Below are 14,104 nucleotides of genomic sequence, written 5' to 3' on the forward strand. Positions count from 1 at the left end.
CAGGCATGGTTGTTCGGCTTTTACTTAGACTAAAACACTTTTGTCCCAGCCTCATTCTCCCGTTTTAATATCTTTTATGAAATTAATGCCAGCTAACCGAAATTCAATTGCTTATATCCATAACTTGTACATAGCATATTATCGTGAATCTTAATAGAAAAATTGATATTCTTCCTTGGATACGTATTTTGTTAAAAGTTTTAAGAAAGTATTATATGAAGTTGGTAATGATTCTGCTGAGACTAAACCGACGACTGCAATTTCTCTGCTTACTCCTGGGAATTCTTCGACTTCTAATTCAACAATAGTATCGGATTTTGAGATTATTTCTTCTGTTAATAAAGCAACCCCTATTCCATTTTCCAAAAAATCCAATGCGGATAAAGGCGGTAGTTCGATATAGTCTGTTCTAGGTTGCAACTGTGCTTTTGGCCAATGAATGCTTTCGTGATTCCAATCAACCACAATAAAAGGCTTACTACCCAGGAATACATCTATAATAGAGAGAGTTTTATTCTTCATCATATTAACTAGCGGATGAGCGTAATGAGCTGCAAGTTTTAGAGGTGCCCGCCAAATCCAATATTTATTCAAGTCTGTATTAAAGTATGGATGTGTTATAAATCCCATCTTAACGGAACCGTCATAAAGCATTTCAATGATTTGTTGGTTATGTCCAGTGTGGATTTCAACTGAAATATCAGGAAATTATGCATGTGCTTTCTGTATAAATGAAGAAAATATACCTGTCGTGAAGGTTGGAAGAGTCCCTATCATTACGTGCCCTACCTTTCCATCTCGAATAGACTGTACTCTTTCCACCACTTTTTGAAGAGATTCTAACGCTTGTCTAGCATAAGGTAGAAATCCTTTTCCTAATTCACTTAATTCAACCGTTCTTCCAACTCGAGTGAAAAGCGGGCCCCCTACTTTCTTCTCTAAGCCCTGTATTCTTAGTGTGATAGTCGGTTGAGAAAGATCGAGATACCGCGCAGCCTTGCTGATACTTCCGAGCCTTACCACATGATCGAATGCCTGTAATTGATTAAGGTCCATCTTTTCACCTCATATAAGAATTACTAATACTAAATATAACTTATATTGTATTGTGTAATAAATGAATCGGACATTATAATTTAGTTACTCATATAAAAGGAGGAACACATTTGATGAAAAAACGACTAATTGCTCTGGTTGATGAACAATATAGAACACCGAAGGGTTTACTCGGAGTTTATTTTGGTGAAAAAATGGTTCATCAACATAGAATTGAGACATTGTGGACGTTGGAATTGCTTAAATTGAAGGATAACGATTGTGTATTGGAACTTGGCTGTGGTGCTGGATATGCCGTGAAAAAGGCATTAAGGGATTCAAACGTTAACAAAGTAGTCGGTTTTGATTTATCCCAGACCGCACTTGCATCCGCATGATTTCGAAATAGAGTAAACATAAACAATAGTCGTGCAGAATTTGTGTTTGGAAATGTTAAAAGTCTTCCTTTTCAAGACGGGATGTATTCCAAGGTCTATAGCATTCAATCAGTTTACTTTTGGGACTCTTTCCAAGACTCAATCAATGAAATATATCGAGTGTTGAAACCAGGAGGTTCCTTGATCATTCCTTTAAGTGACGGTAAAAACGGTATACCTTGGACGAATATTCAAAGAATGATATTAGAAGAACTTATCCCTATTATGAAAGTCAGGGGATTTAAAAATATTGATTTATTAGAAGGACCCCTTTCCAGAGGGTATAATACCGTTGCAATTGTGGCGAATAAACAAATTTAATTTAGACGCCATTTACCAAAATGACGTCTATTCCTATGAGGGACGGACCTATTGCATGGATGATTTTCGCTTCTTCTTGTATATATAAGGTTTTCCAATTTGGGTTGTATGGAGTTAATTGGACGGATGATTTCACCTTCTATTGTTATTTAGATGATCAATATATTCCGGCAACTCCATCAAATCATCAATCACCCCATCTGCTGATTCCGCATGGCTTAAGTGAGGGTCTTTCTTCCAGATACCTTTCATCCCCACCTTTTGAGCACCATACACATCATATTCAGGGTGATCCCCGATAAAGATGCATTCATGAGGTTTTAAATTCAACCTTACTAATGCCCGCTTAAAAATTTTTGGGTCAGGCTTTTTCAAGCCTTCCCATTCTGAAACAAGAATTTCGTCAAAGTAAGCTTTTATTTCAAGAGCTAGGATGTTGTCCATTTGAAACTGACCAAAGCCATTTGTGATCATTCCGAGTTTGATATTTTTCTTTTTTAATTCATCCAACATATTATGTAAATGTGGAAAAGGTACACAGCTATGCTTAAATTCACTGATGTAATCCTCAAGCAGTCCTTCCCAGGTTAATTCAGGGATGGTGAATTCCTCGATAAGCCGCTTGTACACCTCATCTTTCCAGACGTATCCGCGCTTGTCTAATTCAATGAATCTGGTTATGTACGATTCTTTCGGGATATGTCTTAGCCATTTATCCAGGCGTTCATATTGGTTACTGATGAATTCATATACAGAGGCGTCTCTGTTCAGCAGGGTTCCGTCCAGATCGAAGATGGCCGCTTGGATCATGATGGGGTATCCTCCATTCCTATCGTCTTATTCAATATAGGTTATATTTCCTCAAAGAGGTAGCAGATTCGTCCAAAGAAAGGGGTTATTACGTCATCTCAGCTTTTTTTTTGGTAATTAATGATTTCGTGGCGCCGATTCCTTCCTTAAACTATATATTTTAGGCTTACCTGTTCATTTATCAGCGAAAATCAATTTTTATCAGCGTTATTTTCAATATATTTTCGAAATCCCGATTTTATCAGCGGAAATTCAAATATATCAGCGAATTGACACTATTCCAGTATCTTATGCATAATAAACATCTCCCCATTCCTGCCTATCACTCTTATCCCTGTATCATGAAATCCTGCTTTTTTATATACATGCTGAGCCCGAACATTCTGATGATTGACAGCTAATATTATTTCTTTTTTGTTAAGGAAGTGTTGATTTATGAAAGGATCAAGGGCTTTTAGTGATTCAGAAGCAATCCCTTTGCCTTGAAATTTCGGGTTAATTGAATAAGCTCTGATTAAGATGGCATCCTGGTTATCCCAGTATGCTTTAACTCCATCCCAACCATGGAGAACAAAGAAACCAGCAGGTTCCCCCTTATAAAGAATAACGATCGGGTATCTTTCTGTTTCTTCATTGCACTTAGCAATTGCAGGTAACGGCAACGAAGTGTATTGAAGCTGTTCTTCAGATAGGTGATAGTCTGTTAATCGAATATGATGATTTTCATTGTAGAATTCAAGTGAGACAAGATTTTTGATGATCATCATGGTCTCCCTCTTTCGTTTGGATACAGTAACGACTGATCATTTAATGGGTGAGTAAATCCATGCTCAGAGTTTGTCATCAAGAGCATGATTCTTTAGTTGATATCTCCAAGATATATTAATGAATTTTGATCGTTACCAAGATAGTCAATGATCCTTTTAGGGTACAACCTATACTGCATCAGCTCATTCAAATCAATCCATTCGACATCCACTTGATGGCTATCGGGATTTGTTGGAATCGGATCCTTTTCTTCTGAATTCATTAAGGTACACTTAAAATAAAATTCCATTTGATGAACATCATAGTCAAATGAAGCATGCTCATGGTTCTTGCCGATATACTCCCGAATATGTACGAGTTCTCCTATCTCCACTTCACTTCCAATCTCCTCGATACATTCTCTCTTTAAAGCTTCATGAAGCGTTTCACCGTGTTCCTGCCCACCTCCTGGAAAGAGATAAAAGAATTCATTTTCGTCTTTGTTTTTGGTTAGCAGGATTTTGTTATCTTTCATGATGATCGCTTTTGCAGAATTTCGAATCGGCATGGACTATTTTCCCTTCTATTTGTCATAGTTTCTCATATGTATAAAACATCGTTAATAAACGATGGAATATAGTGATTGGTATCTTGTCGGGAAATTATACCATGAACCTCCCGACCTATTAAACGTATTCCTACTTACAAACCATCAGCAAATTCCCATCAGGATCTTTAAACACGAAGTACTGATTATTTTCAATAGCCGTTACCAATTCCACACCGTTGTCTTTCATAAATTGATACGATTCATGAATATCGTCCGTAGCAAATTGAATGGCCGGGAAATTCAGCCTTGGAAGTTTACCAGTTTCGTCTCTCCACATGGGCATGGTGTCAAGGATCATACCTGCCCCATCCATATCGGCTACAAATAGATGATCGAAATGTTCTTTTCCCTCATCAATTCCGAGCATTTTGGAGTACCATTCTTTAGACTTTTCTATATTACTTACAGGAATAAACACCAATTTCACTTTGTTCTTTATAGGGCTTTTTATCATAGTGATTCCCTCCATTTCTGTTACATTACTAGAATAAATTTCAATATGTACAGGCACAAATCCTGCTTGCGTCCAGGATTTTTCCTCATGGGGGAAGATATATCCGTTTTTATAAAGAGTTCCTTAGAAAATATTGCTAGAAAGGATGATTTCTTTGATAGATCACAGTATTCTTGAAAATACGGTCCACTCACTATGTGAGAAACACCAGCTTCCCGGCATGTCAGTTTGTTTGACTGATTCAACTGGTGAGGACCATTTAATAGCAGTTGGAGTTCGACAATCCGAGTCATATTTACAGTTGGAGCCTGATGATCATCAACGTGTGGGAAGCATTACAAAAATTTTTATCAGCACGCTTATTTTGAAACTACAGGAAAATAGACAACTCTCACTTGACCAAACGGTGGAATCCATCTTACCAGGTACCCTCACCCATGGCAGTCGAATAACCGTACGTCATTTGCTTCAACATAGAAGTGGTTTAAAGGATTACATCTGGGTGGATGTTGCAGGAACGAAATCTATCCAACATGCCGTTTCCAGTCTTCAAGATATCTTTCCACCTCGAAGTCTCGTTAGACTGATTGCCAACTTTGATCTCGAATTTGAACCCGACACTGAATATCACTACTCCAATACAGGATATATCGTGCTTGGTATGATTGTGGAAAAATTATCAGGGAAGTCAATTGAAGACGTAATCGATCAATGGATTATCCAACCGCTTCAACTAAAAAGGACGTATTTTCCTCTAACGAATGAACTAAGACATCCATTTGCGACTGGTCATTCTAAAGCAACTCCAGATATGACAGAGCTTTCTGAAGAAGTGACAGAAATAAATAAACTCAATATATCCATCACTTGGACTGCAGGAGCTCTTGTTTCTACCCCTTTTGAAATACAAACGTTTATGAAGGCTGTTTTCAATGGCACGCTTTTATCAGAGGAATCTAGGAAAGAGATGCTGCATTTTCACGAAACCGATGATACGATGCAATCCTATGGACTCGGGTTGCAACAATTTACATTTGCTAATGGGGTACAAGCAGTTGGTCATCAGGGTGTAATTCATGGATACGAATCAGTGACACTCTATTATCCTGATCATGAAGTGCTTTTGACCGTAACCGTAAATCAGATGCCAGTTGGGGTTGTTTCGATTGCGGGTCAGTTGTATCGAGAAGTTTTTGAGTGTGATAAATAAATTTCCAATTTAATTAAAGAAAAACGCCCAGAGGATTATCTGAGCGTTTTTTTGAGGGCTGAATCAAGATGGCTCAGCCATTTTTCTCCCGGATTTGCATCCGGATATTTTCTAATTCTTCAAGAGTCAACTTGTTTAGAGACTTTTTTATTTCGTCTTCAATCTGTTTTTTGTTTTTCTCCTTGTAATGTTCCCACCAGTCACGAAGATCTTCCGTATTTGTCAGGAGGTATTCAATGTCAATTTCCTCAATCTCGTCATCGGATAAATAGTTCAGTACAGCTGCCAGCATCCGTTCAAGTCTATCGACATTTTCTTTTTCCTGTATCTGTTCTTCCGTTTTCTCAGTTGAGGAAGCACTTTTGCGTGGCATTGTATCCCCCCTTAAGGGTTTTATTGATTCTAGTATTGCCTAAGAAGTGTATGAGGTAAACGTGAAAGTTCGTCCGTGATCACGAATCTTTTCCAAATAAACTCATCATTTTTTCATTCCATATTTAAGTTACCTGCATCTGCCTTCACCTGTTGATTAACCCGTATCAATCTACATTTCCATAACAAACTTGGAGAAAATAGGATGTTTCCTAAAGTGAAAATAGTTTTTGACCTACCAGTTTCTGTAAGTTCATCACGGTGAAACGGCTATCTTTCTCTTTTGTCCGCCCCCCTTTTCCTTTGTAAGGTTAACCTACCTAGGAATTCATAGAGAGGCGCGTCGATCAGAAGGAAACTGTAATGGAACCATTTGAAGAGCTTCATGCAAAATATGATTTAATGATTCATAAATTGATTCATTCTTTGCACATATACAAAAATAAGTCTGAATATTATCAAACCGGACTCATAGCTCTTTGGGAGGCCCATGAAAATTTTGATCCTGAAAAGGGTGCCTTCCCAGCTTATGCTTATTCATTTGTACGCGGAAGATTATTATCTCAATTAACCAGTGAATATCGGAATGAAGAGAAAAGTATTTTCAAAGAGGCGGACTTTTTTGAGATTATCGAGGATGAGCAAGCGAATGTTCAGCTGGCCCATGAAGTGCTTCTCTCCTACTGTCATGGTTTAACTGAAAATCAGAGAAAATGGGTGTTGTATACATGTATGCATATGTTGACCGTTAGTGAAATTGCCAAGGCAGAAAATGTATCGATTTCCGCTGTAAAAAAGTGGCGAAAGGGAGCGAAGGAGAAGATTCAGGGAATGCTGGATATAAAAGATTACTAAAGATTAAACGATTGTACTTTTTTTGGGTAATGAAGAAAGGCCACTTTTCTAAACTTGGCCTTTCCAAAATGTTTTATTTAGATTTTCAAATCCTTCACAACAGCCATTTCCCTGCCAAATCTATCTCCTTGGTCAATAAATCCCAGACTGGCATATAATCGATGGGCACCTTTATTATCAGGGTGATACCCCACAACAATCTTAGTTGCATCAAGGGTTTTAGTCATTTCAGCCATCATCAGGATAGTTGCCGCCTTACCGATTCCCATCCCTTGATAGTTTTTATCCACCATGATTCTGTAAACCCAGTGAGCATCGAGTTCTTCTGGTACTGAGTTGTACATTAAAAATCCAACCACTTGATGATCAAAACAGATGGCAAATGGTTTTAAGGTATGCTCGAATTTTGATTGTGCAATTGATACCGCATTTGACTCGATGAAAGCCTGCTGATCCTCACATATTTCTAACTGACAGCAATCGTACCAATTATCTGTGTTTAATTCTACTATTTTAACACTGTTTGTATTCATTCATTTTCCCCTTCCAATATGCGGGGAGCAAGCCTGTTAATTAGGCGACATCCCCATGTTGTTCCACCTAAATCAGGCTTTCTGTTATTGTCATATTGAAGCCCTCCTCAAACCAAGAAAGTTTTTTGGAATTTTCAGACTTGATATTATACCATTATTTTCTATATGGAAGGCAGTTTTTTTATTCTCTCACCTTCAACCCCAACAAACTTGCAAACCCAATGGCCTGCTCAGGTGAAACCTCACAACCAAACAAGTTTTCAGGTGAAACATTGATTCGTGTATATGTACAAGTACTTATATCAATTCCTTTAAGTATTGTTTGAGTAAATTCAATCTCATTCAGATCGCATAGATCAAATTTCACTTTCACAAGCTTGCAGTCTGCATAGTTTGCATGCTGCAAGGAGCTTTGAATGAACTTCACCTGTTTTAAACGTGCTTCGACAAAGTCAGTCATATTCGCAAGGCATTCATCAAAAGTGACATTCACCAGATTGGTTTCAGAAAAATCAACCCCCATTAACTTGCATTCTTTGAACGTCACTCGATGTATGATCCCCTCACGGAAGTTTGCATTTGATAGATCGCAGTTCTCAAACACGACATCGGTCATATCCACTCTTGGAAAAGACGCACCTATGAAAGACACATTTTTGAAGACAATTTTAGATAAAACGAGCTGATCGATTTCTTCTTGATCAAGCCTTGCAGTTTCTATCCTGCAATTAGATAGAAATGGATCTTCTTCATAATATACATCTTGAAAATTAGCTGATTCCAATCGAGCTGGGATTTTAGGAGCTTCCATTTTGAAATTTTTTGTCATGATTACACCTCATCTATCTCATTCGTTATAAGGAAACTATAGCATGTACAAACTTGAATGGTAGTCTTGGATTTTTGGTGTGAGTGTGTCTCGCAAAATAATATTGGAGGCAGCACTTCTCTTCATTATCATTCAAAAAGAATCCGAGCATTAAAACTTTTTATTCATTGAGTTGAAATAGATTCTTTTCATCATTCAAGTTAAAATAAATGTAAAAGATACTAGAAGAGGTGACCTATATGAAAGTAATAGAAACAAAAAGACTCATCCTCCGATGGGTAGAAATCAGAGATGCTGAATTCATTATGAAATTACTAAATGAACCTGGATGGCTGCAGTACATAGGTGACAAGGGGATTCGTACACTGGATGATGCCATGGACTATATTATGAATGGACCGAGAGCAATGTATGAGCGGGAAGGATTCGGGCTATTCTTGACGGAACACAAGGAAGAGAAGGCTCCGATTGGCTTGTGCGGGTTAATTAAACGGGAAGGTCTTGAAGATGTGGATATCGGTTTTGCATTTCTCTCACACTATCAATCACAGGGATATGCCTATGAAGCCGCGACGGGTACATTGGAATTTGCCAAGAAACTAGGTATAAAACGACTCGCAGCGATCACGACGAAGGACAATGATTCGTCTTCTAGATTGTTAGAAAAACTGGGTATGCACCATGAAGGTTACGTGACTCTTCCAAATGATACAGAAGAACTGAAAAAATATGGTTTAGACACCTAGTATTTAAGATAGAAAAATGTCACAAGGCAGTTAGTGCAACCAGGAGATCCATACACGGGTTAAGAACTTGTGTTTAATGATCGAACCAGAAGCGCTGTTGATTACTTGCATAATATTGTTAATAAAAAAAGGCCGGGACAAAAGTGTTTTAGTCTAAATAAAACCCGAACAAATCTGCTCCCTAGAAAGTGGATTTGTTCGGGTTTATTATTTATTTCGATACATTTGATTTTAGCTGTTCCAGCGGTTGATTGGAGTGCAAGACGAAGACTCCTGCGGGAAAAGTAACTTATGTGAGACCCGTCCAGCTCCGGGGCTTAGAGGCACATGTCATAAGTCAAATCGTCCAAGAAGGCAAAGAACGCCTTCTTGGACGCTTCGCCTTATGCCCCCCGCCTCTGAACAAAGCCCCTCCGCTTTTCTTCCCGCAGGCTTGCCGAGGAGGCTCACGAGCTACCCGCGGAAAGCGTAGTCTTGCACGGAAATCATTAGCGTTATTAAGAGCCTATACTTCTATTGTTCGTCATTACATCGTGGCATTTTAGTTTTGTCCCAGGCTCTTTTTAGATAAAGCAAAGAGATGCATCACCATTTAATTAGTTTCTTCAAACTCTAGTTACTTTTCTCCATAACCGCAAAGTAATTACCTTCATGGTCTGCAAAGTTGAACACTCTTCCAGAAGGCATTTCCACTATTTCTCCGACTGTTATATTTTTATTTGATAAGCTATTATATAATTCATCCAGATTGTTTGAGAACAGCATTAAGGAAGGCGTGCCAAGATTTAATTCAGGCTCCATTTGAGCGATTAATTCCTTATTATGGAGAACAATACTTGTTTCCGCATCTTTAGAGGGAGCAATTTCAATCCACCTCATTCCTTGACCATTACCTTTTTCCGCTATGACAGTGAAACCTACTTTTTCAATCCAAAAATTCACGGCTTCATCCTGGTTATTCACGTACACCATAATTTGACCGACTTTGCTGATCATTCCAAACCCTCCTTTTAAAGTATGTTTCAATTATATCACTAAATAAAGGAATATTTTACAAATTATTAAACCCACATTACATGGAATGTAGCTCCGTAGATTTATATTTTCAGTCTACCAATATATTCAGATTGAGGCCGGTATATTGTATTGTTTTCAGCTTGTTCTAGAACATGAGCCGTCCACCCTACGATACGACTGGCCGTAAAGGTTGGTGTGAAAAGTTCAGGTTTAAGTGCGATTGATTTCATAATGGCTGCTGCATAGAACTCTACATTCGTGTAGAGGGCTCTCCCTGGTTTCAATTCATTTAACACATCAATAGCCGTATGTTCCACATGTAATGCAAGGTCCAGCGAGCCATCTTCCCCCTTAGATTCGACTAATTTCTTTCTCAAAGCAGCTGCTCTTGGATCATGTGTTTTATACACACGATGACCGAACCCCATCAGTTTCTCTCCATTGAGTACTTTCTTTCTGATGACTTTTTCCGCATTTTCTGCCGTACCTATCTCATTAAGTAAGTCGATAACGCCGGATGGTGCCCCTCCGTGAAGGGGTCCTTTCATTGTCCCGATCGCCGCAGTAATGGCAGATACCATGTCAGATTCAGTTGAAGATGTGACTCTTGCTGAGAAGGCAGAAGCATTCATACCATGTTCAAGTGTAAGGATCATGTATGTCTCCAGTGCATCAATGACTGCTTTAGAGGGCTTGCTGCCAGTTAACATGGATAAATAATTTTCTACGTGGTTAATATTATCATTCGGTTCAGTAAATGGTTTGTCTTCTACTAAAGATTGTCGATAAGCAATGATGGTTGGAATAACTGCTGTTAATCTTATAGCTTGATCAATGGTTGGTGTCCATTTGTAAGCAGGTACTCCTTCAGAAGAAATAGCCGTTCTTAATACACTCATCATATCCATATCCTTGGGAAGCGTCTTAATAACCTCTTTCATGGTTCGTGATAAGGATCTATTAATCACCAATTTCCTTTTTATATCATTCTTTTCCTCCTTTGTTGGTAAGTGACCATACCATAATAAGAATGCGACCTGTTCAAATGACAAGTTGGTTAGATCACTAATGTCATATCCCCTGTAGATAAGCAACCCCATTCTGCCGTCAATATGACTGATTGTCGTTTGTGCTGCCACGATTCCCTTTAACCCTTCAGTAAACATTTCAATCATCCCCTTTTCCTTTATTACAATTATTGTATAATGATTTTATAATTAAGAAAATTAAATATATTTAAATGTTTTGATTAATACTATTAATAAGGGTGGAGGAAATGGAACTAAATTTATTAAAGACATTTATTACGGCAGCTGAATGCAATAATTTCAGGAAGACCGCTGAAAGATTATACATATCGCAGCCATCCGTTACTGTACATATTAAACAATTAGAAAAGGAACTCGGAGTTTTATTGTTTGAAAGAGACGGAAGGAAAATAAAGCTAACAGAAGCAGGAAGGTACTATTTAAAGCATGCCCGTAGAATCATTTCCGTTTATGAAGAAGGTATCACTGAGCTTCAGACTTTTAATCAGGGGTATACAACAAAACTAAGGATCGCTATATCTCCATTGATTGCTGACAACGTATTACCTTTTGTTTTAAAACAGTATATAGAAAGCCATCCTCAAGTAGAGATTTCTGTTGAAATTATTGAATCGGTAGATATTGAGAAAGCTGTTCTTGCTGAAAAAGTTGATATTGGTCTCTCATGTCTTCCTTGTTTTAGTCCTGAGCTTGATCATACATTACTATTTACTGACAAAGTTATTCTGGTAGCCCCCCATGACGGAAGAGATTTTGAGTCGGCTTTCCCTTTAGACGAAGAGGAGTTATTAGCCTCCAATTACTTATTAACACATAATCACCCTGCATACTGGGATGAACTATGCAACACGATTAAATTGTTCTATCCGAAAACCAGGATGATGAAAGTTTCTCAAACTCATATTACCAAACGATTTATTGCGGAGGGCCTTGGCGTATCGTACCTCCCTTCTTCAACCGTGAGAAGGGAGCTGCTTGAAGGATGGCTATTGGAAGTTGAAACGAATGCTTTTCCATTGCCCGAAGCTAAAACATTCGCCATTACAAAATATACTCATAAAAAACAGAAGGAATTTTTGAGTTTTTTATCACGTTTCAGCGTATAAATACAGCAGGGATCAGCAATCAATAGTTTATTAACTCCTTCTCAAACATCACCATATCCAATGCTCTGATCCCATCTTCGAAAATCGGTTCTGGGTAATCCTTAAAGAAGTCTCTCTTGATTTCAGCCATTCGAAAACCAGCTTTTTGATAGAATGCCAGATTGCCGATACTTGAGTTGGCTGTTCCAACGATCATCTTATGTAATCCTTTCCTTCTATAGTTTTCACATGCTTCATTTAGAACAAGCTTTCCTATTCCTTTGCTCCGATATGCAGTATCTAATGCAATATTCTTAAGTTCTACAACTTGTTTGGAATGAAAAGTAAACAGTACTACACCGGCAATATTTATTCCATAACAAATGGAGTACATATCTCCGGCATTCATGTATTGTTTTACGATTTTTTCGCTTTCATCTGCTAAAAGCAAATAGGGTAAGTATAGTGACCTGTCACTAGGCTTAATAAGTTCCAGCTGCACCGAATTTACCATCCTAGCCCTCCTTTGTTACTGGATTTTCATTATTTTTATCTTATTTTAAATACTTTTCCATGCGAATATCAGACCACATACGACTGTTCCAATATGTAAAGTCTGCAATCCGGCCAATTTCCTTATAGCCGAGTTTTTGATAAAGCTTTCGAGCATTAGTATTAAATTCAAACACTCCCAATTCTATTCGATTAAGCCCTTCCTTTCTAACCTGATGTTCTAAATAATTTATTGCTTCTAAACCAATTCCTTTTCCACGTCCTTCAGATTCACCAATCGTTATCCCGATCCAGGCAGTTCCTTTTTCCTTTTTATAAAGATGCTTTGGATCGACCATGTAATTCATTTCTCCTATCAGCTGGTTATTAAGGTGGATCAAGTATATATGATGATGTTCTAAACGTTGTTTTAAATCCAGAAATGTCAAGGTCCCACGCAAGTCCAATTCTTCCTGGTTTTTATTCGGGCGTGTTAACCGAATTAAATCTGGATTGTTTTCCCATTGGTTCATCGATTCTATTATTGCTGTATTAGGTTCGATTAGTTTTGTAAAATATATATCCATTGGATGGTCTGTTCCTTTCGTACGGTTTATATTGAGTAATATCGGCAATTATAATCATCTTTCAAACATTCTACTGACTAAATCTGTATGGATAGGCAAATTATTATGTTACGCTTTAGTTAATCCAATTTTCTGAACGCTTAGGCATTCCGGCCAGTGAAAATCTGGTTCCCAGTTGATGAGAGGTGAGGTTATGGAAGCGTTAAATGGTGTTAAATTAGTAACGTTAAAAAAAGGCCATGTCTTTTATCAATTTCAGGCAAAAGAAGCCTACTTAAACAACCTGATGTTATTTATTCGCTCTGGATTGGAGAAAAATCAGCATATGCTGGTCATCGAAAGCATGAGAAATATCAACAAGGTCAGAAATAGAATAAACAGGATATGTAGAAAGGAACAGCAATCCTTCATCTATTTGGTTGATAACTTTGACTACTACTTTTTAAATGGTGACTTTAATACTCGAAATATTCTTAATCATTTCAAAAAAGATATTGCGGACATGTAGAGTGGACCTCTACTGAACCAGATGCTGAAGTACTCAAGAAGTTTGAATCCAGCACAGATGATTACGTCTTACAAGAGGGTATACTTTCCGTCTATGCCTATTCTAAAACGTTTTATCAGACGCTTTGATAAACACTCTCGAACAGGTACATATGTATGTGATGACTGATGATACCCTTGGATAGTCCAGGGTTTATGAAAAAGAGTAAAATCATTTAAATAGAGATTCGTATTTCTGTAGGGTCTCTTTTTACGTTTATAATGATGCTTATCTACTAAAATCAAATAACTTTACTTCTTATCTGTAACAAAAATCTGTTGACCAGAAGGCATTAATACCAATTAGCTCTCGTCGTTTAAATTTGCGAGGAAATAAAACTATTCTAGAGAGAAGACACCCATCTCTAT

20 protein-coding genes and 1 pseudogene are annotated in these 14,104 nt (G+C 37.7%); 8 read left to right on the plus strand and 13 right to left on the minus strand.

Annotation, left to right across the window (positions count from 1 at the left end; all coding sequences use genetic code 11):
• Positions 1–150: 150 nt before the first annotated feature.
• The gene (locus tag ACFQWC_RS06135; protein ID WP_377107254.1) at positions 151–699 is read right to left on the minus strand and encodes a LysR family transcriptional regulator substrate-binding protein; all 549 of its coding nucleotides are present in this window, start codon (positions 697–699) and stop codon (positions 151–153) included.
• Between the two features lie 9 nt (positions 700–708).
• On the minus strand, positions 709–1,056 hold the full coding sequence (locus tag ACFQWC_RS06140; protein ID WP_377106508.1) for a LysR family transcriptional regulator: 348 nt from the start codon (positions 1,054–1,056) through the stop codon (positions 709–711).
• Between the two features lie 113 nt (positions 1,057–1,169).
• Between ACFQWC_RS06140 and ACFQWC_RS06145 the strand changes: the two genes are divergently transcribed.
• From ACFQWC_RS06145 to ACFQWC_RS06155, 3 genes and pseudogenes are all read left to right on the plus strand, one after another.
• Entirely contained in the window at positions 1,170–1,433 is a 264-nt protein-coding gene (locus tag ACFQWC_RS06145) for a class I SAM-dependent methyltransferase (RefSeq protein ID WP_377106510.1), read from the plus strand.
• Between the two features lie 18 nt (positions 1,434–1,451).
• Positions 1,452–1,610 (plus strand): annotated as a pseudogene (locus tag ACFQWC_RS06150) (class I SAM-dependent methyltransferase); the annotation flags it as partial.
• Between the two features lie 3 nt (positions 1,611–1,613).
• The gene (locus ACFQWC_RS06155; protein ID WP_377106512.1) at positions 1,614–1,793 is read left to right on the plus strand and encodes a hypothetical protein; all 180 of its coding nucleotides are present in this window, start codon (positions 1,614–1,616) and stop codon (positions 1,791–1,793) included.
• Positions 1,794–1,925: 132 nt separating this feature from the next.
• On the opposite strand, the gene ACFQWC_RS06160 is transcribed toward ACFQWC_RS06155, so the two are convergent.
• The 4 genes from ACFQWC_RS06160 to ACFQWC_RS06175 all read right to left on the minus strand — a co-directional run bounded on the left by ACFQWC_RS06160 (position 1,926) and on the right by ACFQWC_RS06175 (position 4,414).
• Positions 1,926–2,603 carry an HAD family hydrolase gene (locus ACFQWC_RS06160; RefSeq protein ID WP_299736892.1) on the minus strand — a complete coding sequence of 226 codons (678 nt, stop codon included), beginning with the start codon at positions 2,601–2,603 and terminating at the stop codon, positions 1,926–1,928.
• Positions 2,604–2,878: 275 nt separating this feature from the next.
• The gene (locus ACFQWC_RS06165) at positions 2,879–3,370 is read right to left on the minus strand and encodes a GNAT family N-acetyltransferase (RefSeq protein ID WP_377106514.1); all 492 of its coding nucleotides are present in this window, start codon (positions 3,368–3,370) and stop codon (positions 2,879–2,881) included.
• Between the two features lie 92 nt (positions 3,371–3,462).
• The gene (locus tag ACFQWC_RS06170; protein WP_299736887.1) at positions 3,463–3,918 is read right to left on the minus strand and encodes an NUDIX domain-containing protein; all 456 of its coding nucleotides are present in this window, start codon (positions 3,916–3,918) and stop codon (positions 3,463–3,465) included.
• A 130-nt stretch (positions 3,919–4,048) separates the two neighbouring features.
• Complete coding sequence (locus tag ACFQWC_RS06175) at positions 4,049–4,414, minus strand: VOC family protein (protein WP_299736884.1); 366 nt, start codon at positions 4,412–4,414, stop codon at positions 4,049–4,051.
• Positions 4,415–4,568: 154 nt separating this feature from the next.
• Here ACFQWC_RS06175 and ACFQWC_RS06180 point away from each other — a divergent pair, with 154 nt between their 5' ends.
• Complete coding sequence (locus tag ACFQWC_RS06180; RefSeq protein WP_377106516.1) at positions 4,569–5,624, plus strand: serine hydrolase domain-containing protein; 1,056 nt, start codon at positions 4,569–4,571, stop codon at positions 5,622–5,624.
• A 73-nt stretch (positions 5,625–5,697) separates the two neighbouring features.
• Here the strand turns inward: ACFQWC_RS06180 and ACFQWC_RS06185 are convergent, their stop codons facing one another.
• Complete coding sequence (locus ACFQWC_RS06185; RefSeq protein ID WP_341357948.1) at positions 5,698–5,997, minus strand: hypothetical protein; 300 nt, start codon at positions 5,995–5,997, stop codon at positions 5,698–5,700.
• Between the two features lie 362 nt (positions 5,998–6,359).
• On the opposite strand from ACFQWC_RS06185, the gene ACFQWC_RS06190 reads away from it, so the two are divergent.
• Positions 6,360–6,851 carry a sigma-70 family RNA polymerase sigma factor gene (locus ACFQWC_RS06190; protein ID WP_299736878.1) on the plus strand — a complete coding sequence of 164 codons (492 nt, stop codon included), beginning with the start codon at positions 6,360–6,362 and terminating at the stop codon, positions 6,849–6,851.
• Between the two features lie 77 nt (positions 6,852–6,928).
• On the opposite strand, the gene ACFQWC_RS06195 is transcribed toward ACFQWC_RS06190, so the two are convergent.
• Both ACFQWC_RS06195 and ACFQWC_RS06200 read right to left on the minus strand, forming a co-directional pair.
• Entirely contained in the window at positions 6,929–7,384 is a 456-nt protein-coding gene (locus ACFQWC_RS06195) for a GNAT family N-acetyltransferase (RefSeq protein WP_341357947.1), read from the minus strand.
• 181 nt (positions 7,385–7,565) lie between these two features.
• On the minus strand, positions 7,566–8,213 hold the full coding sequence (locus tag ACFQWC_RS06200) for a pentapeptide repeat-containing protein (RefSeq protein WP_341357946.1): 648 nt from the start codon (positions 8,211–8,213) through the stop codon (positions 7,566–7,568).
• Between the two features lie 239 nt (positions 8,214–8,452).
• Between ACFQWC_RS06200 and ACFQWC_RS06205 the strand changes: the two genes are divergently transcribed.
• Positions 8,453–8,959, plus strand: coding sequence for a GNAT family N-acetyltransferase (locus ACFQWC_RS06205; RefSeq protein WP_299736872.1), 507 nt, complete (start codon positions 8,453–8,455; stop codon positions 8,957–8,959).
• A gap of 612 nt (positions 8,960–9,571) precedes the next feature.
• Here ACFQWC_RS06205 and ACFQWC_RS06210 read toward each other — a convergent pair.
• Together ACFQWC_RS06210 and ACFQWC_RS06215 are read right to left on the minus strand one after the other, a co-directional pair.
• Positions 9,572–9,955 (minus strand): VOC family protein, encoded by a 384-nt coding sequence (locus ACFQWC_RS06210; RefSeq protein WP_377106520.1) that lies wholly within the window; start codon positions 9,953–9,955, stop codon positions 9,572–9,574.
• Positions 9,956–10,056: 101 nt separating this feature from the next.
• Positions 10,057–11,142: a citrate synthase/methylcitrate synthase gene (locus tag ACFQWC_RS06215; RefSeq protein WP_341357945.1), complete on the minus strand. Its 1,086-nt coding sequence runs from the start codon at positions 11,140–11,142 to the stop codon at positions 10,057–10,059.
• A gap of 110 nt (positions 11,143–11,252) precedes the next feature.
• On the opposite strand from ACFQWC_RS06215, the gene ACFQWC_RS06220 reads away from it, so the two are divergent.
• Positions 11,253–12,131 (plus strand): LysR family transcriptional regulator, encoded by an 879-nt coding sequence (locus ACFQWC_RS06220; protein WP_377106522.1) that lies wholly within the window; start codon positions 11,253–11,255, stop codon positions 12,129–12,131.
• 19 nt (positions 12,132–12,150) lie between these two features.
• Here ACFQWC_RS06220 and ACFQWC_RS06225 read toward each other — a convergent pair whose 3' ends face one another.
• Together ACFQWC_RS06225 and ACFQWC_RS06230 are read right to left on the minus strand one after the other, a co-directional pair.
• The gene (locus ACFQWC_RS06225; protein WP_377106524.1) at positions 12,151–12,624 is read right to left on the minus strand and encodes a GNAT family N-acetyltransferase; all 474 of its coding nucleotides are present in this window, start codon (positions 12,622–12,624) and stop codon (positions 12,151–12,153) included.
• 40 nt (positions 12,625–12,664) lie between these two features.
• Positions 12,665–13,237 (minus strand): GNAT family N-acetyltransferase, encoded by a 573-nt coding sequence (locus ACFQWC_RS06230; protein ID WP_377106526.1) that lies wholly within the window; start codon positions 13,235–13,237, stop codon positions 12,665–12,667.
• 145 nt (positions 13,238–13,382) lie between these two features.
• Here ACFQWC_RS06230 and ACFQWC_RS06235 point away from each other — a divergent pair, with 145 nt between their 5' ends.
• On the plus strand, positions 13,383–13,697 hold the full coding sequence (locus tag ACFQWC_RS06235; protein WP_377106528.1) for an MEDS domain-containing protein: 315 nt from the start codon (positions 13,383–13,385) through the stop codon (positions 13,695–13,697).
• Positions 13,698–14,104 lie beyond the last annotated feature (407 nt).

The organism is Rossellomorea sp. GCM10028870 (assembly GCF_042666755.1).
Classification (GTDB): domain Bacteria; phylum Bacillota; class Bacilli; order Bacillales; family Bacillaceae_B; genus Rossellomorea.